We start from the raw sequence: 24,262 nt of genomic DNA, 5'->3' as shown, positions 1-24,262 counted from the left end.
GGCAACGGGTGCGCCAGGGAAGCCTGTTCTATCTGACAACAACGGCTACGATAACGGACTTCATGACGGCAGTTACGACATTACGATGAATATGTGGTGGGGCAATAACGGGACAACGTATAAACTTTACGAGAACGATGTCCTGATTGACACCCGAACGCTGTCAGCACAGTCTCCGAACGCGCAGAATAGCGTTACGGAGATCGAGAGAAAACCAAATGGAATCTACCGCTATTATGCGGAGCTGACCAATAAGTTCGGAACGACCCGAAGCGACGTATTATCGGTTCAGGTTACCGATGCTGCTCCGGCTATACCGGTTCTAAGTCATGACAATTGGGATGCGGACGGCAATTTTTCAATCACCATGAACCTATGGTGGGGGACGAACGGAACGATTTACAAGTTGTACGAAAATGGCGTTCTCATTGATACGCAACCGTTAGAGGAGCATACGCCAAATGCCCAGTCTGCCGTAACCGCCATTCATGGTCGGGATCCAGGGGTCTATGAATACCGTTGTGAATTGATCAATCAGGAAGGTATAACAGCAAGCCAAACGATAACCGTCAAGGTTACTTGACTCTATAGGGAACAATGCAAAGAGCGGTTGAAGGAAATGATCCTTCAACCGCTCTTTGCTAGTTTCTTATGCCTTATATACCTGTCTGCCATTCACCCAAGTCGAACGCACTTGGCTGAAATCCGGCGCGGCCAGCACAAGGTCGGCTTGTTTGCCAACCGCGATCGAGCCTGTACGATCAAACATGGCAAGCTGTTTGGCCGGATTGGCGCTTGCATACCGGCTGATATCGGTTACGCTAAGTCCGGAATGCTCCAACATATACCGGAAAGCGTTAATCATCGTTAAGCTGCTGCCGGCAAGGTTGCCCTCCGCAAGTCTTGCGACGCCGCCTTGAACGGTAACCGGCAAGCCGCCCAGATCATACAATCCGTCCGGTCTTCCGGCTGCGGACATGGCATCCGTAATCAAGATCAGCTTGTCTGCCGGTTTGGAGCGGGCAAGCAGCCGGATCGCTCCTGGATGAACGTGATGGCCGTCGGCAATCAGCTCCGCATAGATCCGGTCATCGGTCAATACGGCGCCAACAGTACCTGGCTCGCGGTGATGAAGCGGACGCATGGCGTTGTAGGTGTGAACCGCATGCGTAAGACCGGCATCAGCCGCTTGAGCCATCACTTCATACGTCGCATCCGTATGGCCGCATGCAACAATTACATTTTGCCCGGATAACCATTTAATCGCATCAATCGCGCCTTCGTTCTCCGGAGCTAAGGTTAGCAACTTCAGAATGCCCGGATAACGCGTTGTCCAGTCCTTCAGCCAGTCAAGTCTAGGAGGCGTCTGGAAAGCCGGATTCTGGGCTCCCATCCATTTCGGGCTGATGAAAGGCCCTTCCAAATGGACCCCAAGCAATGCCGCGTAAGGCATTGCTTGCTGCACGTAGGAGCTAGTCGCTTGGAATACCGCTTCAATCGCTTCCCGCGAAGCCGTAACCGTCGTTGCGAGCATCCCCGTTGTGCCTTGGGAAGCATGGAACTGTGTAATCGTATCGTAGCTTTCCTGATTGGCATCCATGAAATCTCCGCCAAATCCGCCGTGCACGTGCACGTCAATAAAGCCCGGAAGCAGCCATGCGCCTTCACCGTCTACAACCTGTTCCGCCTCTATTGCCTGATCCTCATTCTTTTCAATAATAGTAGCAATGATACTGTCTTTAACAAGCACGCTGCCTTCTATCACGGTGTCTTCCAGAACGATCTTTACATTTCGAATGAGCATTTGTTTGTCTTGTTTATTGTGTTGGTCCATTAATCCAACATCCTTCCCGCCTCGCGGTCAAGAAGTACGGTAACGCGCGGATGCGTCTGCAGAAGCGATGCCGGAACCTCCGTTGTAATTGGTCCGGTCAAAGCCTGCTTGACGATTTCCGCTTTGTCCGCACCCCGTACCACAAGCAAAATCGAATTGGCTTTCAATATCGAACCTACGCCCATCGTAATCGCGTATTCCGGAACTTCGTCCATCGTTGCGAAAAATCTAGCGTTTGCTTCCCGTGTTGCTTCCTTCAGTTTAACGACATGAGTTCCGCCGGAGAGGGCATGGTCAGGCTCGTTAAAGCCGATATGGCCGTTATGGCCGAGGCCAAGCAGTTGAACATCAATTTGCTTTAAAACCTGCATCTTGTCGTAATTAACGCATTCCGCATCCAGATCTTCGGCCATCCCATTCGGCAGGAATGTCTGCGTATCCGGAATATCAATATGAGCGAATAAATGCTTGTTCATATAATAAGCATAACTTTGATCGTTATAAGGCTTAAGTCCGACATATTCGTCAAGGTTAAACGTCGTTACGCCGGAGAAGGATACTTCGCCCTTGCGGTACATCTCCACCATTTTGGCATAAATCCCGATAGGTGTCGATCCTGTTGCAAGACCTAAAACGGCGTTTGGTTTTGAAATAACGGTATCAATAAGAAGATTGGCTGCAGACGCGTCCAATTCTGCTTGCGTATCAAATATTTGAATGTGCATGAAAGAGGCCTCCTTAATTTCATTTTGATTCTATTCTAATTTATATTATTCATTTTAACAACAAAATTGATTGTAAAATTCATTTTAATGATTGTAAACGTCAAAATAATAGTAGGTCTTTGTTCCGTCCTTGCTCCAGTCCAGAGCACTGGGTTATGATGAACAAAAGTATTCTCGCAAAGCTTGAAGCTTATGCTCAGGTACAGGAATTGCCTGATCATAAGCAGGAAAGTTGGCTATACAAATAGGAGGATTGCCCGATATGACAGTAGAGCAAGAGACGGGGGCAAGCGTTTCCACATCGAAACGCAAAAGTGAGCATATACGCATATGCCTGCAGGAGAACGTGGCCGGGGAAGGCATCGATACGGGGCTGGCGCAGCTGCGCTTCCGCCATAATGCGCTTCCGGAAATCGCGTTTGAAGACATCAAGCTGGACTCGGAATGGCTTGGCCGGCGTATGCGCACACCGCTGCTTGTCAGTTCCATGACGGGAGGCACAAGCGAAGCCGGAGCCATTAACCGGCGGTTGGCGGAAGCGGCAGAGACGCGGGGCTGGGCCATCGGACTTGGTTCCATGCGGGCGGCCATTGAACATGAGGAGCTAGCCTCTTCTTTTTATATCCGGGACATCGCGCCAACGGTTCCTGTCATTGCCAATCTTGGAGCGGTACAGCTTAATTACGGATACGGCGTGGAAGCTTGCAGGAGAGCGGTTGACATTGCGGAAGCGGACGCTTTGGTGCTTCATTTGAACAGTATGCAGGAGGTATTTCAGCCGGAAGGCGATACGAACTTCCGCGACTTGCTTCCAAAGATTGAGGAGGTATGCCGGGCATTGCCTGTGCCAGTTGGCATTAAAGAGGTAGGCTGGGGAATAGATGCCGATTCGGCTGCAGCACTTGCTTTGGCGGGGGCTGCTTTTATTGATGTTGCGGGAGCAGGGGGGACTTCATGGAGTCAGGTGGAGAAATTCCGCCAAAATGATCCGATGCGCAGATTAGCGGCGGAAGCGTTTGCCGGTTGGGGCATCCCAACCGCGGCAAGCCTCGCGGAGGTTAAAGCGCGTTTGCCACATATGCCTGTTATAGCAAGCGGCGGCTTGCAGCATGGCGTAGATGCCGCCAAATCGATTGCGCTCGGGGCGGATCTTGCGGGATTTGGACGCGTGCTTCTTCCGCGTGCGGCAAACGAAGATACCCGGATATCCGTAGAGATGTTAGTCGAGCAATTCGAACGTATCGAATTTGAGCTGCGCGCGGCGATGTTTGGCATAGGGGCAGCAACGATTGCGGAGCTGCAGCATACAAACCGACTTATTCCAGTGCGCTGACCAATTAAGTCCGGCATGTATGGCGAATACTAAACGGTATAAGATTGGTTGAAGAGCGGGAGGGCAGAACATACATGACGGTAGAGACAAAAGTATGGGGCGACGGATATATTCAAGTGAAAATTCCGCTTCCCTTTTCATTGAAGTGGGTGAACAGTTATCTGATTCCGGAGGAAGGCGGCGGTTATACGCTTATCGATCCGGGACTTCATACGGACGAAGCGCTGCAGTCCTGGGATGAAGCGTTTCTGAACCACGGCATTACGATTGAGCAGATCAAACGAATTATCGTTACGCATCAGCACCCGGACCATTATGGACTCGCGGGACATTTCCAGGATAGGACCGGCGCCCCGGTCTACATTTCGGAACGTTCGCATGGCTATACGAGACGGTTATGGGGAGAGAGCAGCACGTATTCGGAAGAGCTGCGGGCGCATTTTGCCATCCACGGCATGCCGGATGAACTAACGCTTGCCATCAAAAACAATCTGGATGGATTTGTTCGGCAAGTATCTCCCCAGCCCGATGTCACCTATTTAAATCCCGGGGATACCATCCGGCTCGGAGGCTACGAATGGCAGATGATTGATGCGCCGGGGCATGCTTTTGGGCAGTTGTGCTTTTATGAACCATCCTTGGAGTATATGATCTGCGGTGATCAGGTGCTTCCCCATATTACCCCTAATATCGCGTTTAATCCCGGCGAAGAAGAAGATCCGCTCGGCTGTTTCCTAGGCAGTCTGGACGAGCTTTATGCCTATAAAGTGAAGCTGGCGTTCCCGGGACACCGCGAACCGTTCGACGATTTTGCGGGCCGGATTGTGGAGATCAAGCAGCATCATGAGCGGCGGCTGCAAAAAATGTGGGAGATGCTAAGGGAGCCAAGCAGCGCTTTCGAGCTTTGCGAGCATTTATTTGGCGGTCATCTGCGAACCAACCCTCATAACTTGCGATTTGCGATGTCGGAGACGGTCGCCCACCTCCATTATCTGGAGAAGCGGGGCAAAGTGATTCGTACCGGAACAGCGGATACGGTCATGTTCCGCACTGTTGAATAACGTATGTAAAAGCCTCACGGTTGTGAGGTTTTTTTTCTGCCTTCTCTCAAGTAAGTTTTAAGTTGTTGTCCTTGTTCAAAAGACAGATTCAAAATCCGCTCGTTAAATTGCCGGTAAGCATATTTGTACAATTTGTGGTCAATCTCGTTTTTGAGCAGGACCGACTTCATGGCTTCCTTCGATAAGGAGATGTCCAAGGGACGGACTTTGGTTACGTTTACCTTAGGGTAATGCTTCGGCTCCCAGTTCATCTTCTGCGCAAATAGAAATAAAGAAGCCTCGTATTGCTCGGTTATGCCAAAAAAGGCGAAGTGCTGCTTCAGACGATCCCGGGCTGTTTTGTAATTTGGGTATGGATTGGTAATTTCTCCTGATATCATCCTAGCTTGCAAATTGCAATACTCAAGGTCAAAGTAAGGATTCAACACATATTCCTCGAAGGTTAGCTCCTGATTATAGGAGAACATATAAGCCGGATTTTTGTATTTGAAATAAAAGGAAGAGAATGTGCGTTCAAGAGGATGGCGAAGCATGGTTGCATATTGGTATTCCCGCTCGGTAAATTGATGGATCCCATAGATAAAATGACCGCATAAGGCGTCTGCGCCGATAAGGCTCTCGCTCAGCTCGGCTGCATTGTTTAAGGTGTAGAAATGGACCGTATTCGGGCAATTGTCCATAATAGTTTGGGTGAAAGAAGATCCTCCCGTCTTCGGGATGTGCAAATACAGCAGCAGCTTATCGTCCATGTTCCTCTCCACCAGCCCTTGAGGGATGAAGCAGTCCGCGGCGCCGAATGTATGCCATAACCCGGCTTACGGATTCATCTATCGTCTCACCGTCTGTTTCTACAATTAGTTCCGGATGAAGAGGGGGTTCGTATGGCGCGGAAATGCCAGTGAAATGAGTGATTTCACCTGAACGTGCTTTCTTGTACAGACCTTTCGGGTCTCGTCTCTCGCATTCCTCGAGCGTGCATTTCACGTAAATCTCAACAAATCCGCTTGATGCCAGAGAACTCCTCAGTTTATCCCGATCCTCTCGGTATGGAGCAATGACCGCCACAATGGTGATTATTCCCGCATCCGCAAAAAGCCTCGCGATCTCCCCAATTCTGCGAATGTTCTCCGACCGGTCTTCCGGACGGAAACCAAGGTCGCGGTTGATGCCGAATCTTAAATTGTCGCCATCCAGAATGTAGCAGCGTAACCGCTCGGTGAACAATTCCTGTTCCAGCGCCGCCGCAAGGGTAGATTTGCCAGAGCCCGAAAGCCCTGTCAACCATAAGATACAGCTTGAATGGCCATTCAGAAGCTGCCGGTCTTCCCGTGTAAGGCGGGAACGATGCCATTCCACATTCTCGCTCATATGCCCGTGTCACCTCTCTCAGACGATTCCATCTCGAACACGAAACTACTTTACTCATAAAATATTCCAAAAAATAGAAAAAGGTTCAGAGAGTAGGCAGAGGATAACAAAAAGCCGCCCTGCAAATGCGGGCGGCTTTTTGGCCAATGTTATTCTTGTGCGCGTACGGTTGCTTCTTCGCGCTCGGCTTGCTTGCGGTGAGCTAGGCGGCTTGCGGCCGAAGCGGCGATTGCCCCTACGATGTCATCCAGGAAGGTATGAATCTGAGTATCGTTTTTGTCATTCAGCTTCTTCAGAATGCCCGGCTTCAGCTTGTCAATATAGCCGAAGTTCGTAAATCCGATACTGCCGTAAACGTTGACGATCGATAACGCTAAAATTTCATCGCAGCCGTAAAGGCCTTCGTCATTTTTGATCATATTTTGGAGCGGCGCCATCAACTTGCCTTCCTCCGCCAGCAGATCTAGCTGAATGCCGGTTAAGACGGCATTTTGCACTTCTCTTTTTGACAGGACGGCCTCTACATGACTGATGCATTCATCCAACGTCAGTTCAGGATAATAATCCTTCTGCAGGAAATGAACGAGCTGCGCAATGGATGTTTTGGATACGCCTCGTTTGTCGAGCCATTCGTTTGTTGCTTCCGCGACCTCACGGCTGTTCAAGCTATAAGTGACTTGATTAAACATATTTGATTACCCCCTCAGATTTTGTGGACAAAACTGGTCTAAAAAAGGGAAGGGCTCGTATACATAGTACTACAAATCAACAAATGTACAAAGCCGCCGAACAGGCAATAACTTATTTGGGAGGAAAAATCAATGACTCAAACAAGATGGATTCGCCGTGCAGCAATTTGCGGTGTGCTAGTATTTCCCATTCTAGCAACAGGATGCGGCTTGATCTCGCAGGGTACAAAAGGAGAGATTGACCCGCCGCAGCAATCGGAATCCGTAGACGGAACCAATACCGGACAGGCTGTTCTGCCCGGACAAGCGGATGACTCCAATCTGACGGTGTACCTTGAGGACCGCAACGGTTATCTTGCCCCCGTATCCTTGAATACGGCGCTTGACCAGAACGACATTGCAGTAGCCGGCAAAAAAGCGCTTGAGCTTATGGTTGACGGCGGTAGCTTAGCTAACCAGCTGCCTGAAGACTTCCGTGCCGTACTTCCGAAAGGCACAGAAGTGAAGTCGCTTCAGCTTGATCCGAAGTCGCAAATCGCAACCGTTGAATTTGGCGGAACTTTTACGGATTACCCGGCAACGGACGAGCGTACAATCGTTGAGGCCATTACTTGGACGCTGACTGCTTTGGGCGCAAAAGGAGTAGAGGTGTGGTACGACGGCGCCAAGCTGCCGGAGATGCCGCAGGATGGATTCCCGCTTGACGAGCCGCTTACTCGCGCGGTAGGGATCAACCTGGAAGCAGCCGACGGAGTCAATTATTTGAACTCGACGCCGGTAACCTTGTACTTCTCGTCCACAACGTCAAACGATGAGCAATATTATGTACCGGTTACCCGCTTGATTAACCGCACGGACGAATCGTCCGCCAAAGCGGCCATGGAGCAGTTGATTGACGGTCCGCTTAAGGCCAAAGACCTGACGGCGGTTCTCACAAACGACGTGGAAGTTACGAGCATTAATCAAAAAGAAGATACCGTAACCGTTGACCTGAAAGATCAGGCGTTTGAAGAAGGGCTGCCGGCTCCGGCTGAAATGCTCGAGGCCATCGTCCTCTCGATTACGGAGAACACAGGCGCCGCTCAAGTCCAAATTACGCTTAACGGACAAAACGTAACGGATGAGAACAATGTGGATTACAGCAAGCCGGTATCCCGTCCTCACCATGTCAATGCCATTAAGAGCTAATTTGAAATAATAGGTAAAAAAGCAGTCCCAAAAGGTTCCAGTGACCTTGCGGGACTGCTTTTTTGCGTGAAAAGATGCTTTTCGCAGGTCGCTTTGGTAAAATAGGAAAGATTGCGATGCCAGTACATAACAGCAAAATGAGAAGGATCCAGGAGGAACAAACAGAATGAGAACAGACGGTCGGCAACAAAGCCAGCTTCGGCCGGTTACGATAACGCCAGGCGTTAATAAATATGCGGAAGGTTCCGTACTTATCGAAGTCGGCGAGACAAAGGTCATTTGCACGGCTAGCGTAGAAGAACGCGTGCCTCCATTTATGAAAGGACAAGGCAAAGGCTGGATTACAGCAGAATATTCGATGCTGCCTCGTGCCACGCATTCCCGTAACCAACGGGAAGCGGCCAAAGGAAAGCTGACGGGCCGGACGATGGAAATTCAACGTTTGATCGGACGCGCGTTGCGTTCCGTCGTAGACCTGCAAGCGCTAGGCGAGCGTACGATTACGCTTGATTGCGATGTCATTCAGGCGGATGGGGGGACGCGCACAACGTCCATTACCGGTGCTTTCGTAGCGCTATGCCTCGCGGTGAACAAGCTGTCCAAAACTACCACCTTCGCCAAATATCCAATTACCGATTTTCTTGCTTCGGTGAGCGTTGGGGTTATTCAGGAACGCGAACTGCTTGATTTGAATTACGAAGAGGATTCCAAAGCGAAAGTCGACATGAACGTGGTCATGACCGGCCAAGGCAAATTCGTCGAACTGCAAGGTACCGGTGAAGATGAGCCATTCTCCCGCGCGGAACTTAATAAGCTGCTGGAGCTGGCAGAAGGCGGAATCGAGGAATTAATCGAGAAGCAGCGCGCGGCACTTGGAGAGATCGCTGACCGGATCGGAGGATAACATTCGTGTCACAGCCCATATTGATTGCAACGAAAAACGAAGGCAAGGTAAAAGAATTTGCCCATGCCTTCGCCAAGCTAGGCCGGACGGTCGTCAGCTTGAACGAATATCCGGATTTCCCGGACATCGTGGAAGACGGGGATACCTTCTCGGCTAATGCCCGAATTAAAGCGAAAGCGGCAGGCGATGCGTTCCAGGTTCCAGTGCTTGCGGATGACTCGGGCCTACGCGTAGCCGCACTTGATGGTGCTCCAGGCGTCTACTCCGCGCGTTATTCCGGAGAAGGCGCTACGGATGCTTCCAACAACGCCAAGCTGCTTGCAGAACTGGGACGCCTTAACGTACCGGACGCGGCAGATCCGTTGCCGGACGGAACCCGGCTGCTAAGCCCCGCTCAATTCGTCTGCGTGCTCGCGCTCTACGACCCGGCAACCGGCCAGTTTGTCGAGACGGAAGGCACGGTCGACGGCTTCATCGCCGAGCGTCCGCGCGGCGAGGGCGGCTTCGGCTACGATCCGCTCTTCTGGCTCCCTCAGCTCGGCCGTTCCATGGCGGAGTTGTCCAAGGAAGAAAAACAAGCGATTAGCCATCGCGGCAACGCTCTAGCCAAGCTGATCGATGAACTTAAAACGAACTAGTCTCAAAAAAACGTCACCGGATGACACACCGGTGACGTTTTTCTTCCCTCTTTAAGGTTTGGTGAGCGGAGCAGTTCGAATGATTCTGGAGAAACGATAGTGTTCGCTTTTGTGAGGGGATTCCTACCTTTAAAAATTAATTCAGAGGAATCCACGAGCAATGGCGATCGGAAGAACATTCGAATGCGCAGTGATTATCTTTTATCTCACTTCTCACTTAATACTTACCCCATACTCCTTAAGCCAAGTATTCACCTGATACAAATAAGCAAACAACTGCGGCCCCGACATCAGCTGACCAAACCAAGGTATATTCGATTTGGCCGAGTCCGATTCAGCCAGCTCCCTGATCTTGTTCACGTTAATGAGCGGCAATACAGGAGAGGAAGGATCGTTTAATATATCAAGCATCAGACCTTTGACGGCCGCAAGATAATTCGGGTTATGCGTTTTTGGATACGGGCTTTTTTTGCGGGTCAGCACATCGTCAGGAAGCACGCCGCGCAGGGCCCGCCTTAGAATGCCCTTCTCGCGGTCGCCGGCCGTCTTGATCTCCCACGGGATATTCCAGACGTATTGCACAAGCCGGTGATCGCAGAACGGAACGCGTACCTCTAGGCCTGCGGCCATGCTCATCCGGTCTTTCCGGTCAAGCAGGGTCGGCATGAAACGCGTAATGTTCAAATAGGACATTTTGCGCATTTTGCGTACCGTCTCGGATTCCCCGTCCAGATGCGGCACTTCCGCAATGGCTTGCGCGTAACGGTCATTAATATAGTCAATTGGCTTGATCCAAGCCGCAACATCCGGAGCAAGCAGTTCCGCGCGCATAGAGGAAGCGAGAGACCAAGGGAACGTATTTGCGCTTAGCGCTTCTTCGCGGTGGAACCAAGGGTAACCGCCGAAAATCTCGTCCGCCGCTTCGCCGGAAATGGCAACCGTGGCGCCTTTTTTAATCTCGCGGCAGAACAGCAGAAGGGATGCGTCGACGTCAGCCATGCCCGGCAAATCTCTTGCGAGCGTTGCGTCTCTTAATGCGCCGACGAGCTCCGGAGTATCGAATTGAATCGGATGGTGAATGGTGTCCAGATGGGAAACCATCCGCTCGATCCAAGGCGCATCGCTGTTTGGCTGGAAGGCATGCGCCTGGAAATGCTTGTCGTTATCCGCATAGTCAACGGAATACGTATGCACATTGCCTTGGCCGGTTTGTTCGTAATAACGCACGGCCAGCGTAGTTAACGCGCTGGAGTCGAGCCCCCCGGAGAGCAGGGTGCCGACCGGCACGTCGGATACAAGCTGGCGTTCCGTTGTATCTTTCAGAAGCTCGCGGACATGTTCTGCCGTTGCTTCTACATCCTCTTCGTGAGGAATGGTCTCAAGACTCCAATATTTCGTTTTGCGGACGCCGGAGCGGTTAACCGTCATGCATTGTCCGGGCAGCAGTTCGGTAATATCTTTATAGACGCCTTGGCCCGGCGTGCGGGCTGGGCCCATAATGAAAATTTCGGCGAGACCTTCCGCGCCGACTTCCGCTTTGACGGCCGGATGGGCAAGAATCGCTTTTGGCTCTGAACCGAAAATAAAAAGTCCATCCGCAAAGCTGATGAACAGTGGTTTTACGCCCAATCGGTCGCGGGCAAGGAACATTTCCTGCTCCGTTACATCCCAAATCGCAAAGGCGAAAATTCCGTTGAACCTTTCGACGCAAGCTTTGCCCCATTCCATGTAAGACACCAGCAGCACTTCCGTATCGCAATGCGTCGTAAAGGTTCTGCCGCGGTCCTCCAGCTCTTTCCTCAGCTCTAGCGCGTTATAAAGCTCGCCGTTGTACACAACGACATATGTGTCATCGCCCGAGCGCCGAATCATCGGCTGAGCGCCATTCTCGGGATCAATTACGCTAAGCCTGCGATGGCCAAGCGCACAACTGGGCGAAATCCAAGTACCCGACGCATCAGGCCCGCGCAGCGCCAAAGTCTCCGTCATTTTGATCAGGCTGCTGCTGTCCTGGGTTAGATCCCGGGTCCAATCGATCCAGCCGGTTATTCCACACATATTCTCATTCCTCTCTTCTGCTGGACTCCAGTAGCGATAATATCCGTTATATGCTGAAAAAAGGGATAAAATGTCTGTCCGCCGGGGGATGCTAAGCGAGCAGGTTTGCATAAAGGAGCTGAGTATTAGCAGATGTCGGGCGATGAGCGTAAAAAATACTATGTTTCGGTTCAGGCAGGACAAATATTGCGGGATCAGGGAGCTGCTTCGTACGAGCTTGAGATTATGGCCGATTACGAGGAGTATAACCAGCTCCAGGTTATGTTCGAGGAATTGTCCAGCATGGACAATGCGATAACGGGCCACTACAACTATACGGTGGGAACTTTGCAGTCGGAAAGCAGCGATAATCGGATGAATGCGGGATATGATGCCATATTGCATGATATCTATCTGTTTATTCATGAGCATGGCACGGAATCTACCCGCAAACACGTGGAGTCGATGGGCATCCTCGATCCAGGCCGTATATAATTATGAATAAGAAAGGGTAATGGACCGCTACCTCGGGACATTATCCTTTTTTTTGTGAGTATGATGTCGAAATCTCGCTGAAATTGTAGCCTTTGTGATACCTTTATTGGGTTAGGAGTGTTACAATAGGGGGATAAAACGAGTAATTTAGTGGAGGCATCAGGCATTGCAAAAGTTAGTGTTTTTCGTAGGAGTTGCCGGTACCGGCAAAACAACCGTGGCAAGGAAGCTTTCGGAACGGATTCCCGCTGCATTTTTGGACCGGGATACGGTGGGGGGCCGATTTGTAGAGGCGATGCTGGAACGCAGCGGATTCGATAAGAATGATCGGGATTCGGATTTCTACAAGCAGAATCTTCGCGACTTGGAATATGACACAACCAAAGATATTTGCATCGAGAATCTGGCAGCTGGTCAGAACGTATTTATGATCTCTCCTTTTACGGCAGAGTTGAAAAATAAAGCATGGATCGAAGAAGTTGTTGCGGCTGCCGGTCTGACGAAAGCGCAAGTGGACGTTAAGGTCGTTGTCGTAACCCTTGAAAATATCGAGCTGCAGAAAAACCGCATTATCGGACGCCAAACCGAGCGCGATCAATGGAAGCTCGACAACTGGTCGCATTTCGAGAAACGCGTGGCGTTCGTTCCCGAGATCAATTGGGATATTCCTCAATCGTCAATCCTCGTGTTCGATAACAGCGGCGAGATGACGGCGGAGAAAGTCGAGAAGCTTCAGCAATTTGTCGAAGACAGAGCTGTAGCAACGGTATAAACAAATAAGACGGAGCCTATCAATAGGCTCCGTCTTATTTGTAGGTAATCAGATCATAAAAAAACCCGCAACACCTTGTTTGACAAGGGATTGCGGGTCTGAATGTTGTTGGGAAAATGGCGTCCCAGGAGGGATTCGAACCCCCGACCGCACGCTTAGAAGGCGTGTGCTCTATCCGGCTGAGCTACTGGGACACGTAAGAATGAGTATAGCATGTAACTTCTTGACTTGGCAAGAGTTAATTTCAAAAAGTTTGTAGCAAGCGAAGGGACATCAAATTCGCTTGGTAAATATAGCATAGACCAGCTGAAGAAAGCAAGACTAAAAAACAGGTTAGTTTTTATATTAGCAGGTTCCGTGATATAATCGAACGCAAGCAATAGGCAGACGATTGGGACCTACAAGGTGGTGATACCATAACTACACCCGATAACGTATATTTATTTCCGAAGATGCTGGATCACTATCAAATTCAGCTCACCCGCATGCTGGAATCCGAGCAATATGGCGAAGCCAAAAATTTGCTAAGGTTCCTGTTGCAATGCCGAGGTGAAGATGAACGGCATTACGAGGAATGGGGAAGTCTTCTCTCCTGGCTGGAAATGGCGTTTCCAGGGACGGAAGAGTCCGGCATGATGACCGGCATTGACGATAAGCAGGAAGACAGCGAAGAGAGCTTTCGCGAGCAGCTTCTTAATCCCCCTGAGCAAGATGAAGCCTATATCAAGCAAGTGCTTTATATCATGGAGCATCATCCGATGATCGACCAGCAGATTCTGGCGCTGGAACGTGCGGCCTACATACAATCTACAGAAGTGGATCAGGTGATGTTGGACTGGCTTTCCAGCGGCAAGCCTATCCATCCAGTCGTTCAATTTAAAGCATTGCAATGTCTGCGGAAGCGGGAAATATCCGGGCAGCTGATGCTTGACCGGATGGGCGAGAAGGTAGAGCTCGATATCGAAGCGACGCCGCTTGCGCTCGATGATTTCCCCGCGCCGGTAATCCGGATTCTGGAACGAGTGGAAGCCGTTGCCGAAGCGGATGATCCGACTTTGCCTCATTTTGCCAGGGAACTATGGAAGGAAAGTCTCCAATTTCTGTATGGTACTTCTGCTTACCTATGGATGCAGAGAGAGGACGACGAGACCGTCGACAGTTATGCAGCCGCGCTGCATTTAACCTTGCTGCTTACGGTTTACGGCACTGCAAACGACGATGATATCCGTGAGGCATACGGCATAACGGAGCCTCTCAGATTCCGTTATGAACAGGCGTGCCGAACTCTTCGGCAGGTAGCTGCGATGCAGCAATCTACCGAAGATGATCATCAGCCTTGAAATGATGGCCAAGGTTGATTATAATAGAGTGGTTTATGAAGCGAATACTAATTGGCGTGATGCGTATTTTGGAGGGGAAAGCATAAAATGAAAGCAACTTGGGAAAAAATAGACAAGAACCTCGTATCGATCGATGTTGAGGTTGATGCTGAGAAAGTCGCTGCAGCACTTGATCAGGCATTTAAGAAAGTCGTTCAAAAAGTAAACGTACCTGGCTTCCGTAAAGGTAAAGTGCCGCGTGCAATGTTCGAATCGCGTTTCGGCGTAGAAAGCCTGTACCAGGATGCAATTGACATCCTGTTGCCGCAAGCTTACGAAGAAGCAGTCAAAGCAACTGAGCAACGTCCGGTTGACCGTCCGGAAATCGACGTTGAACAATTCGCTAAAGGCCAAACGTTCAAGTTCAAAGCTAAAGTTATCGTTCGTCCGGAAGTAACGCTTGGCGAATACAAAGGTCTGGAAATCCCGTCCTTTGAAGCAACTGTAAGCGACGAAGAAGTGAACGCTGAACTCGAGCGTCTGCAACAGCGCCATGCTGAGCTGACTGTTCTTGAAGAAGGCGCTGCTCAAAACGGCGACATCGCTGTAATCGACTTTGACGGCTATGTAGACGGCGAAGCATTCGACGGCGGCAAAGCTGAAAGCTACTCCCTGGAACTGGGTTCCAACTCGTTTATCCCAGGCTTCGAAGACCAAGTAGTTGGCATGCAAACTGGCGACTTCAAGGATGTTGAAGTAACATTCCCTGAAAGCTACCATGCTGAGAATCTGGCTGGCAAACCAGCTGTGTTCAAAGTGAAACTGCATGAAATCAAACGCAAAAACCTGCCTGCTCTTGACGATGAGTTCGCAAAAGACATCAGTGAATTCGATACTCTTGAAGAGTACAAGCAGGATCTTGTCTCCAAGCTGAAAGAAAACAAAGAAGGCGAAGCAGAGCGCAATCTGCAAAACGCCGTAATCGAAAAAGCGGCTGAAGCTGCTGAAGTAGAAGTTCCACAACCAATGATCGCTACAGAAGTTGACTTTATGCTTCGTGATTTCGAGAACCGTCTTCGCTCGCAAGGCATGAACATCGACCTGTACTACCAGTTCTCCGGTCAATCCGAACAAGTTCTGCGCGAACAAATGACTGAAGACGCAGAGAAACGCGTTCGCAACAACCTGGTTCTGAATGCCATTGCTAAAGCGGAAAACATCCAAGTTTCCGAAGAAGACGTGAGCGAAGAGCTCGAATCGCTGTCCAAAGCTTACAACCGTCCTGCGGCTGAGCTTCGCGAAATCTTCGAGAAAAACGGTCAACTTGACAGCTTGAAAGAAGACATCGAGCTTCGCAAAACGATCGAATTCCTCGTTGAAAACAGCAAGACAGCTGAAGTTGCCGGAGCATAATAGTTCAATTGAATAAATAAGAAGAAAAGGCACGTCATCGTCAGATACGTGCCTTCTTTTCACCCTACATATTGGTTGTGCAATCCCAAAGAACAATCTTCAATACATATCGAGCGAAGCTCACCGTATACTGTATTACCGGAAAAATGACATTGCTCATTTGACGTGATACAATAGAAAACATGAAACATAAAAGTCTCAAATAGAAAAGAGGTTGGTCGCATGAATCTGGTACCTATCGTAGTTGAACAAACAAATCGGGGAGAACGGTCTTACGATATTTACTCCCGCTTGCTCAAGGACAGAATCATTTTTCTCGGGAGCGCTATCGATGATGATGTAGCAAACTCCATTATCGCACAGCTGCTTTTTCTGGCGGCCGACGACCCGGAAAAAGACATTCACTTGTACATAAATTCCCCTGGCGGCTCGGTAACGGCCGGCATGGCTATTTATGACACAATGCAATATATTAAGCCAGACGTCTCGACGATCTGTATGGGCATGGCGGCTAGCATGGGCTCGCTCCTGCTTACAGCCGGCGCGAAAGGCAAACGCTTTGCTCTTCCGAACGCGGAAGTGATGATCCATCAGCCGCTTGGCGGCGTTCGCGGCCAGGCATCGGACATTAAGATCCACGCGGATTGGATTATCAAAACTAAGCAAAAGCTCAATCAGATCTATGTGGAACGCACGGGTCAGCCTTATGAGAAGATTGACCGCGATACCGACCGCGATAATTTCATGAGCGCGGAAGACGCACTGAATTACGGTTTGATTGACAAAGTCATTACAACTCCGGTATCGGTATCGTAAAGATTTAATCGAAGGGGTGAATATATGTTTAAATTTAATGATGAGAAGGGCCAATTGAAATGCTCGTTCTGCGGCAAATCCCAGGAACAAGTACGCAAGCTGGTTGCCGGTCCTGGCGTTTATATATGTGACGAATGTATCGAGCTCTGCACGGAAATCGTGGAAGAGGAGCTTGGACATGAGGAAGAGCTTGATCTGAAGGACATTCCGAAACCAAAGGATATTCGCGCAATTCTTGATTCCTATGTAATTGGGCAGGAATTTGCGAAAAAATCCCTTTCGGTTGCGGTTTACAACCATTACAAACGGATCAACTCGCAAAGCAAAATCGAAGACGTTGAACTTCAAAAGTCCAATATCCTGCTTGTAGGTCCTACAGGTTCGGGTAAAACGTTGCTTGCCCAAACGATGGCCAAAATTTTGAACGTACCGTTTGCGATTGCGGATGCAACCTCGCTAACGGAAGCCGGCTATGTCGGTGAAGACGTTGAGAATATTTTGCTTAAGCTTATTCAAGCAGCGGATTACGATGTAGAGAAAGCTGAACGCGGCATTATCTACATCGATGAAATTGATAAAGTTGCCCGCAAATCGGAAAATCCGTCGATTACTCGCGATGTGTCCGGTGAAGGCGTTCAGCAAGCATTGCTCAAAATTCTTGAAGGAACAGTTGCTTCCGTTCCACCGCAAGGCGGACGCAAGCACCCTCATCAAGAATTTATCCAAATCGATACAACAAACATTTTGTTCATTTGCGGCGGTGCATTTGACGGCCTTGAGTCGCTGATCAAACGTCGTATCGGCAAAAAGGTGATTGGTTTCAGCTCGACCGGCGAGGTTCAAAAGGACCTGAAGCCTGGCGAATATTTGTCGATGGTTCTACCGGAAGACTTGCTGAAGTTTGGTCTCATTCCAGAGTTCGTAGGCCGTTTGCCGGTCATCTCGACTTTGGAGCCGCTTGATGAAGCAGCCTTGATGCGTATTTTGTCCGAACCAAAAAATGCTTTGGTGAAACAATACCAAAAACTGCTTGAGATGGATAACGTGAAGCTCGACTTTGAACCTGCTGCTCTGGAAGCGATCGCGAAAGAAGCGATCAAACGGAACACGGGCGCTCGCGGCTTGCGTGCCATTATCGAGGGCATTATGCTTGAAGTGATGTATGAAGTCCCTTCGCGTGACGACGTGAGCACTTGTCTCATTACGGAGAAAAACGTAAAAGACAAAATCATGCCGGAGCTGACAGCTAAGAAGGGCAAGAAGAAAGAAGAAAGCGCCTAAGTTCATTACCGTCATCGCCTCCACCCTTTGGCCTGCGGAAATTTCGCCGGTCAAAGGGTGGACTTTGACGTTCATGGGAGAGATCATTTTATGTATTTGCGCAAGGATACTGTGCCGGTCAAAGTCGGCAACTTAACAATTGGCGGCAGCAATGAAGTCATCATTCAGAGTATGTGTACAACGAAGACGGCTGATGTAGAGGCTACAGTAGCCGAGATTTTGCGTCTGGAAGAGGCAGGTTGCCAGATTGTACGGGTTACCGTCAACAATAAGGAAGCTGCCGATGCGATTAAGGAAATTAAGAAGCGGATCAACATTCCGCTTGTCGCGGATATCCATTTCGACTATCGCCTAGCTCTGCAAGCGATCGAGAACGGCATCGATAAAGTTCGGATCAACCCGGGCAATATCGGCCGCCGCGAGAAGGTCGAAGCTGTCGTTAAGGCTTGTAAGGAACGCGGTATTCCAATCCGAATCGGCGTTAATGCCGGTTCTCTTGAGAATCATCTGCTGGAGAAATACGGTTACCCGACACCGGAAGCTATGGTAGAAAGCGCGCTGTTCCATATCGGCATTCTGGAAGAGCTCGATTTCCACGATATTATCGTGTCGCTGAAGGCATCTGATGTTCCTATGGCCATTGCGGCTTATAGCATGGCTGCGGAGAAAATCAAGTATCCGCTTCATCTGGGCATCACGGAAGCCGGCACTCTGCACTCTGGTACCATCAAGAGTTCAGCGGGTATCGGCGCGCTGCTCGCAATGGGTATCGGTAACACGGTGCGGATCAGCTTAAGTGCGGATCCGGTAGAAGAAGTGAAAGTAGCGCGCGAATTGCTCAAGACTTTTGGATTGATCACAAACGCAGCTACCCTGATTTCCTGTCCGACTTGCGGACGACTGGATATCGACCTCTTCTCGATCGCTAACGAGGTAGAAGAGTACATTTCGAAGGTTAAAGTGCCGATCAAGGTGTCCGTGCTTGGTTGTGCGGTTAACGGCCCGGGCGAAGCGCGCGAAGCGGATATCGGCATTGCCGGTGCACGCGGCGAAGGCATGTTGTTCCGTTACGGAGAAATGATCCGTAAAGTGCCGGAAGCGGAGCTCCTTAACGAGCTGAAGAAAGAAATCGACGTGATCGTACGCGCATTTGAGGAAACCGGCGAAATTCCGGGACGCAAAAATCACGCGCATGCATAACTTTTCGTCTTTATCCCTTCATAGAAGAGGCATTCCGAAGCAATCGCTAACGCGGTTGCGGGCGAATGCCTCTTTTTTCTTCCGAAAGCGATTATTCCCTGCCGCAAGGGGCAATACTAGCAATTACGTACTCTTTTGCCGGAATAGGTTGCTTTGAGAGGAGAAGATAATAATGAGTTTAAGTATGGTATTGATGTTGATCCAAGTCTTTTTTGCTGTGGTTATTGGTTTATATTTTTGGAATTTGCTGCGCAATCAGAAGACGAACCGCTCCGCGGTTGATCGTGAGTCGCGCAAGGAGATGGACAAGCTGCGCAAGCTTCGTTCTATTTCGCTGACAAAGCCGCTCGCGGAAAAAACGCGTCCGCAAGCGATGCAGGATATCGTTGGGCAAGTGGACGGCCTACGTGCGCTGAAAGCAGCGTTATGCAGCGCGAATCCGCAGCATGTTATTATTTATGGACCGCCTGGCGTCGGCAAGACGGCGGCAGCGCGCGTAGTGCTTGAGGAAGCGAAGAAGAATCCTTCTTCGCCGTTTCTGACAGAAGCGAAATTTACCGAGATTGATGCGACGACTGCCCGCTTTGACGAGCGGGGGATTGCCGATCCGCTGATCGGATCCGTTCATGATCCGATTTACCAAGGTGCAGGTGCCATGGGCGTAGCCGGTATTCCGCAGCCTAAACCAGGTGCGGTGACGAAAGCGCATGGCGGGATTTTGTTTATCGACGAAATCGGTGAATTGCATCCCATTCAGATGAATAAGCTGTTAAAAGTACTGGAAGACCGTAAAGTGTTTCTGGAGAGCGCTTATTACAATTCCGAAGATGCGAATATTCCGCTCTATATCCATGATATTTTCCAGAACGGTCTGCCCGCTGATTTCCGTCTCGTTGGCGCAACTACCCGTTCGCCGCAGGATTTGCCTCCGGCAATCCGCTCGCGTTGCATGGAAATTTATTTCCGGCCGCTGCTTGCCAGCGAGATTGCTTCGATCGCCGAAAACGCGGTCAAAAAAATCGGTTTTGGCCCATGTCAGGAAGCAGTTGATGTTGTGAAGAAATATGCAACGAACGGCCGCGAAGCGGTTAACGTGATCCAGCTGGCCGCCGGTATGGCTTTGTCCGAGAAACGCGACAACATTACGGCAGCCGACGTGGAATGGGTAGTTAACAGCAGCCAAATTCCACCGCGTCCAGATCGAAAAATTCCGGAAGCTCCGCAAATCGGTTTCGTAAACGGTCTGGCGGTGTATGGTCCTAATATGGGAACTCTGCTGGAGATTGAAGTAAGCAGCATTCCTGCTGCCGAAGGCAAAGGGCAATATACGATTACCGGGGTAGTAGACGAAGAAGAGCTTGGAGGAGGATCTCGGACGCTTAGACGGAAAAGCATGGCGAAGGGCTCCGTTGAAAATGTGCTGACGATGCTCCGTCGTTACGGGCTCAATCCGCATGATTACGATTTGCATATCAATTTCCCGGGAGGAACTCCAATCGACGGACCGTCCGCGGGAATTGCGATGGCAACGGCAATCGCCTCGGCCATCAAAGAGGTGCCCATCGACAACAAGCTTGCGATGACGGGCGAGATAGGCATCCACGGCAACGTGAAGCCGGTTGGCGGCGTATTGGCCAAGGTAGAAGCGGCGTTCCAAGCCGGTGCGGATACCGTTATTATTCCGCGCGAGAACTGGCAAGCGATTTTTGCGAATCTGGAAGGACTGAAAGTCATACCGGTAGACCGGGTTGACGAGGTGTTCAGATACGTGTTTCCAATTGGCGAGAGCGTTGTTGCGGAAGTCGAAAAACCCGTCGGATCCGATTTATTTATCCCTTCAGGGGTTCCTTATTTGCAGGCGGATTCCGTGGAATGATAAAATAGGGTATTCGAAACAATTGGAGGTGCTGGTGTGGGATCCGGAAAAACGAAAAACCGGCGGCTTCCCCTGCTTCCTTTAAGGGGGCTGCTTGTATATCCCAGCATGGTGCTCCACCTTGATGTGGGAAGAGACAAGTCGGTGCGGGCGCTTGAGAAATCGATGATCGACGATCACATGATTCTTTTGTGCTCGCAGTCCGAAGTCAATATTGAAGAGCCTACAGAAGACGATATTTACCGCGTCGGCACCATTGCAAAGGTCAGACAAATGCTGAAGCTACCAAACGGTACCATCCGCGTGCTTGTAGAAGGCGTAGTGAGAGCAGAGATTGTGGATTATGTACCTAACGATCAGTACTATGAGGTGACGGTTATTGAACTTCCGGAGCCGGAGACGGAAGATCCGGAAGTGGACGCCCTCATGCGCTCGGTGCTTAGCCAATTCGAGCATTACATTACGTTATCCAAAAAGGTAACGCCTGAGACGTTGGCAGCCGTATCGGATATTGATGAACCGGGCCGGCTGGCCGATGTCATTACGAGCCACCTGTCGCTTAAAATTAAGGATAAGCAGGATATTCTGGAGACGATCGATGTTCGGGAGCGTCTGGAACGCCTGCTTGATATTCTTAATAATGAGCGCGAAGTGCTGGAGCTTGAACGCAAAATCAACCAACGCGTTAAAAAACAGATGGAAAAAACGCAAAAGGAATATTATTTGCGCGAGCAGATGAAAGCGATCCAGAAGGAGCTTGGCGAGAAGGAAGGCCGCGCCGGCGAGGTTGAAGAGCTTCGCAATCAGCTCCAAGAGGCAGGAGTTCCTGATCTCGTAAGAGAGAAGGTCGAGAAAGAAATCGACCGTCTTGAGAAAATGCCCGCGACCTCTGCGGAGGGCGGCGTTATCCGCAATTATATCGATTGGTTATTAGCACTGCCTTGGAGCAAGCATACGGAAGACGACTTAAGTCTCAGCAAGGCAGAAGAAGTTCTGAACAACGACCACTACGGCCTTGAGAAGCCGAAGGAACGCGTGCTTGAATATTTGGCCGTTCAGCAGCTGGTCAAAAAGATGAAAGGGCCGATCCTTTGCCTTGTGGGCCCTCCAGGCGTCGGCAAAACGTCACTGGCCCGTTCGATCGCCAAGTCGCTTGAACGCAAGTTTGTGCGGGTATCGCTTGGCGGCGTGCGGGATGAAGCCGAGATTCGCGGTCACCGCCGCACGTATGTAGGCGCAATGCCGGGACGGATCATCCAAGGGATGAAGACGGCTGGATCCTATAATCCGGTCTTCCTGCTTGATGAGATTGACAAGATGGCCAGCGATTTCCGGGGAGATCCGGCATCGGCTTTGCTTGAGGTGCTTGATCCCGAACAAAACAATACGTTCAGCGATCATTTTATCGAAGTACCGTTTGACTTATCGAACGTCATGTTCGTTACGACCGCAAACTCTCTGCATTCGATCCCCCGTCCGTTGTTAGACCGGATGGAGGTACTGTACATTCCGGGCTATACGGAGCTTGAGAAACAGCAAATCGCAGAGCGCTACTTGCTTCCGAAACAGCGCAAGGAGCACGGGTTGACGGAAGATCAACTAGCCCTTGAAGATGAAGTGTTATTGACGCTCATCCGGGAGTACACGCGTGAATCCGGCGTACGGAACCTTGAACAGCAGATTGCGGCGATTTGCCGGAAGGCGGCGAAGCATATCGTAGCGGCCGGTTCCAAGCTGCAAACTGAGGGCAAGCCGGAGTCGGACGATGCAGCTTTAGCAGGACAGCCGTATGAAGCGCCTGAAATGAACGCGCTTGAGGCCGCGTTTGGTTCTGACATGGATGACAAGCAAACGCAGGCTCAGAATACAACCTTAACGCCGGCAACCTTGACCGTAACGCCGGAGCTTCTGAAGGAATGGCTCGGACCAGCGAAATTCCGTCATGGAACCGCAGAAATCGAGAACCAGATCGGAGCGGTTACCGGCCTCGCATGGACGGAAGTTGGCGGGGATACGCTTGTCATTGAAGTAACGGTTATGCCGGGCAGCGGCAAGCTTACGCTAACGGGCAAGCTTGGCGACGTAATGAAAGAGTCCGCGCAGGCCGCGTTCAGCTACACCCGTTCCAAAGCGCTAGAGCTCGGCATAGATCCGGCCTTCCATGAGAATAAGGATATTCATATCCATATTCCTGAAGGAGCCATTCCTAAGGATGGACCTTCAGCGGGGATTACGATGGCGACAGCCTTGATCTCCGCGCTTACCAATCGTTATGTCTCGAAAGAGGTTGCGATGACCGGGGAGATTACCCTCCGCGGACGCGTGCTTCCGATTGGAGGACTGAAGGAGAAATCGCTTGCCGCTCACCGGGCAGGCATCCGCAAGGTGCTTCTGCCGAAGGATAATGAACGTGACCTCAGCGATATTCCGGACAGCATTCGCAGCGAAATGACTTTTGTTCCTGTCAGCCATATGGACGAAGTACTGCGGCACGCGCTGCTGCCGGTCAACACAGAAGAGAAAGCAGGAACAGTAATCGGATGAAAATTACCCAATCAGAATTTATTATAAGCGCAGTAAGACCTTCCCAATATCCAGTTGACGCCTTGCCAGAGATTGCTCTGGCAGGGCGTTCCAATGTCGGCAAATCGTCGCTCATCAACAAATTGATCTTGCGGAAAAACCTTGCAAGAACAAGCTCGCAGCCCGGAAAGACGCAGCAGCTTAACTACTATCGCGTGAATGACATGGTCTATTTTGTCGATTTTCCAGGCTACGGCTACGCCAAAGTATCCAAAACGCAGCGAGAGCTGTTCGGGCAAATGATCGAGACTTATATTCGTGACCGCGAAGAACTGAAATTGCAGCTGCTTGTCATTGATATGCGGCATGCGCCTTCTAAAGATGATGTTCTTATGTATCATTGGCTCAAGCATTATAACGTGCCGACCTGCATTGTCTGCACCAAAGCGGACAAAATCCCAAAAGGCAAGTGGGACAAGCATGTTAAGGTTATTAAAGATACGCTGGAAGCGGACCCGCGCGATCAGATAGTCATGTTTTCATCGGAAACGGGGCTTGGCCGGGAGAAGCTTTGGGAAGTCATTTCAGAAGCAATTGGCACATAACGGAGATAGATCAATAACTACGTCTATAAGGCAGAGGATACAGCAAGAAATACAGCTTTCCTCGTGAAATCTACGGGATTTTTCTGAAATATGCGAGAATATCGAAGCTGGACGGCAGGAATAAAAAGTTCTGATCACGTATAATATACTTAGGCATTAAGAACAAAGCGCAAGTTTAAAGAATT

General features: G+C 50.2%; 21 protein-coding genes, 1 tRNA gene and 1 pseudogene. 16 read left to right on the top strand and 7 right to left on the bottom strand.

What is annotated here, in order from left to right:
* Positions 1-13 precede the first annotated feature (13 nt).
* A pseudogene (locus QQK89_RS19635) lies at positions 14-583 on the top strand (chitinase N-terminal domain-containing protein); the annotation flags it as partial.
* Between the two features lie 66 nt (positions 584-649).
* On the opposite strand, the gene nagA reads toward QQK89_RS19635, so the two are convergent.
* A complete protein-coding gene (gene nagA, locus QQK89_RS19630) occupies positions 650-1,834 on the bottom strand; it encodes an N-acetylglucosamine-6-phosphate deacetylase (protein ID WP_284240358.1) in 1,185 nt (394 codons plus the stop codon).
* Positions 1,834-2,559, bottom strand: a complete 726-nt coding sequence (gene nagB / locus QQK89_RS19625) for a glucosamine-6-phosphate deaminase (protein ID WP_284240357.1) — start codon at positions 2,557-2,559, stop codon at positions 1,834-1,836. Before nagB ends, nagA begins: the two co-directional genes overlap by 1 nt.
* Positions 2,560-2,821: 262 nt before the next feature.
* Here nagB and fni point away from each other — a divergent pair, with 262 nt between their 5' ends.
* On the top strand, positions 2,822-3,892 hold the full coding sequence (fni, locus tag QQK89_RS19620; RefSeq protein ID WP_284240356.1) for a type 2 isopentenyl-diphosphate Delta-isomerase: 1,071 nt from the start codon (positions 2,822-2,824) through the stop codon (positions 3,890-3,892).
* A 74-nt stretch (positions 3,893-3,966) separates the two neighbouring features.
* On the top strand, positions 3,967-4,953 hold the full coding sequence (locus QQK89_RS19615; protein WP_284240355.1) for an MBL fold metallo-hydrolase: 987 nt from the start codon (positions 3,967-3,969) through the stop codon (positions 4,951-4,953).
* 14 nt (positions 4,954-4,967) lie between these two features.
* On the opposite strand, the gene QQK89_RS19610 is transcribed toward QQK89_RS19615, so the two are convergent.
* The 3 genes from QQK89_RS19610 to QQK89_RS19600 all read right to left on the bottom strand — a co-directional run bounded on the left by QQK89_RS19610 (position 4,968) and on the right by QQK89_RS19600 (position 7,010).
* Positions 4,968-5,702: a sulfotransferase family 2 domain-containing protein gene (locus QQK89_RS19610; RefSeq protein WP_284240354.1), complete on the bottom strand. Its 735-nt coding sequence runs from the start codon at positions 5,700-5,702 to the stop codon at positions 4,968-4,970.
* Entirely contained in the window at positions 5,692-6,321 is a 630-nt protein-coding gene (cysC, locus tag QQK89_RS19605; protein WP_284240353.1) for an adenylyl-sulfate kinase, read from the bottom strand. Before cysC ends, QQK89_RS19610 begins: the two co-directional genes overlap by 11 nt.
* A gap of 149 nt (positions 6,322-6,470) precedes the next feature.
* The gene (locus tag QQK89_RS19600; RefSeq protein ID WP_284240352.1) at positions 6,471-7,010 is read right to left on the bottom strand and encodes a phosphatidylglycerophosphatase A family protein; all 540 of its coding nucleotides are present in this window, start codon (positions 7,008-7,010) and stop codon (positions 6,471-6,473) included.
* A 132-nt stretch (positions 7,011-7,142) separates the two neighbouring features.
* Here QQK89_RS19600 and QQK89_RS19595 point away from each other — a divergent pair, with 132 nt between their 5' ends.
* The 3 genes from QQK89_RS19595 (at position 7,143) to rdgB (ending at position 9,740) form a co-directional block, all read left to right on the top strand.
* Positions 7,143-8,198, top strand: a complete 1,056-nt coding sequence (locus tag QQK89_RS19595) for a GerMN domain-containing protein (protein WP_284240350.1) — start codon at positions 7,143-7,145, stop codon at positions 8,196-8,198.
* Between the two features lie 166 nt (positions 8,199-8,364).
* Complete coding sequence (gene rph, locus QQK89_RS19590) at positions 8,365-9,102, top strand: ribonuclease PH (RefSeq protein WP_284240349.1); 738 nt, start codon at positions 8,365-8,367, stop codon at positions 9,100-9,102.
* 5 nt (positions 9,103-9,107) lie between these two features.
* Positions 9,108-9,740, top strand: a complete 633-nt coding sequence (rdgB, locus tag QQK89_RS19585) for an RdgB/HAM1 family non-canonical purine NTP pyrophosphatase (RefSeq protein ID WP_284240348.1) — start codon at positions 9,108-9,110, stop codon at positions 9,738-9,740.
* Positions 9,741-9,953: 213 nt separating this feature from the next.
* Here rdgB and asnB read toward each other — a convergent pair whose 3' ends face one another.
* Positions 9,954-11,798: an asparagine synthase (glutamine-hydrolyzing) gene (gene asnB / locus QQK89_RS19580; RefSeq protein ID WP_284240347.1), complete on the bottom strand. Its 1,845-nt coding sequence runs from the start codon at positions 11,796-11,798 to the stop codon at positions 9,954-9,956.
* 132 nt (positions 11,799-11,930) lie between these two features.
* Here asnB and QQK89_RS19575 point away from each other — a divergent pair, with 132 nt between their 5' ends.
* Positions 11,931-12,272 (top strand): hypothetical protein, encoded by a 342-nt coding sequence (locus tag QQK89_RS19575; RefSeq protein ID WP_284240346.1) that lies wholly within the window; start codon positions 11,931-11,933, stop codon positions 12,270-12,272.
* A 166-nt stretch (positions 12,273-12,438) separates the two neighbouring features.
* Positions 12,439-13,044, top strand: a complete 606-nt coding sequence (locus QQK89_RS19570) for an AAA family ATPase (RefSeq protein ID WP_284240345.1) — start codon at positions 12,439-12,441, stop codon at positions 13,042-13,044.
* Positions 13,045-13,161: 117 nt separating this feature from the next.
* Here the strand turns inward: QQK89_RS19570 and QQK89_RS19565 are convergent.
* Positions 13,162-13,238: transfer RNA gene (locus tag QQK89_RS19565), tRNA-Arg, on the bottom strand.
* A gap of 258 nt (positions 13,239-13,496) precedes the next feature.
* On the opposite strand from QQK89_RS19565, the gene QQK89_RS19560 reads away from it, so the two are divergent.
* The 8 genes from QQK89_RS19560 to yihA all read left to right on the top strand — a co-directional run bounded on the left by QQK89_RS19560 (position 13,497) and on the right by yihA (position 24,077).
* The gene (locus tag QQK89_RS19560; RefSeq protein WP_284240344.1) at positions 13,497-14,384 is read left to right on the top strand and encodes a hypothetical protein; all 888 of its coding nucleotides are present in this window, start codon (positions 13,497-13,499) and stop codon (positions 14,382-14,384) included.
* Between the two features lie 87 nt (positions 14,385-14,471).
* Positions 14,472-15,776 (top strand): trigger factor, encoded by a 1,305-nt coding sequence (gene tig, locus QQK89_RS19555; RefSeq protein WP_284240343.1) that lies wholly within the window; start codon positions 14,472-14,474, stop codon positions 15,774-15,776.
* 222 nt (positions 15,777-15,998) lie between these two features.
* Entirely contained in the window at positions 15,999-16,592 is a 594-nt protein-coding gene (gene clpP, locus QQK89_RS19550; protein WP_284240342.1) for an ATP-dependent Clp endopeptidase proteolytic subunit ClpP, read from the top strand.
* 24 nt (positions 16,593-16,616) lie between these two features.
* The gene (gene clpX / locus QQK89_RS19545; protein ID WP_015846009.1) at positions 16,617-17,873 is read left to right on the top strand and encodes an ATP-dependent protease ATP-binding subunit ClpX; all 1,257 of its coding nucleotides are present in this window, start codon (positions 16,617-16,619) and stop codon (positions 17,871-17,873) included.
* Between the two features lie 90 nt (positions 17,874-17,963).
* Entirely contained in the window at positions 17,964-19,073 is a 1,110-nt protein-coding gene (ispG, locus tag QQK89_RS19540; RefSeq protein WP_284240341.1) for a flavodoxin-dependent (E)-4-hydroxy-3-methylbut-2-enyl-diphosphate synthase, read from the top strand.
* A 172-nt stretch (positions 19,074-19,245) separates the two neighbouring features.
* Positions 19,246-20,949, top strand: a complete 1,704-nt coding sequence (gene lonB, locus QQK89_RS19535) for an ATP-dependent protease LonB (protein ID WP_284240340.1) — start codon at positions 19,246-19,248, stop codon at positions 20,947-20,949.
* 36 nt (positions 20,950-20,985) lie between these two features.
* On the top strand, positions 20,986-23,493 hold the full coding sequence (lon, locus tag QQK89_RS19530; RefSeq protein ID WP_284240339.1) for an endopeptidase La: 2,508 nt from the start codon (positions 20,986-20,988) through the stop codon (positions 23,491-23,493).
* Entirely contained in the window at positions 23,490-24,077 is a 588-nt protein-coding gene (yihA, locus tag QQK89_RS19525) for a ribosome biogenesis GTP-binding protein YihA/YsxC (RefSeq protein WP_284240338.1), read from the top strand. The genes lon and yihA overlap by 4 nt, the downstream gene beginning before the upstream one ends.
* The last annotated feature ends 185 nt before the right edge of the window (positions 24,078-24,262 follow it).

It is taken from the genome of Paenibacillus glycanilyticus (assembly GCF_030161375.1).
In the GTDB taxonomy this organism is placed as follows: domain Bacteria; phylum Bacillota; class Bacilli; order Paenibacillales; family Paenibacillaceae; genus Pristimantibacillus; species Pristimantibacillus glycanilyticus_B.
This window is presented reverse-complemented; position numbering and strand designations above follow the sequence as displayed.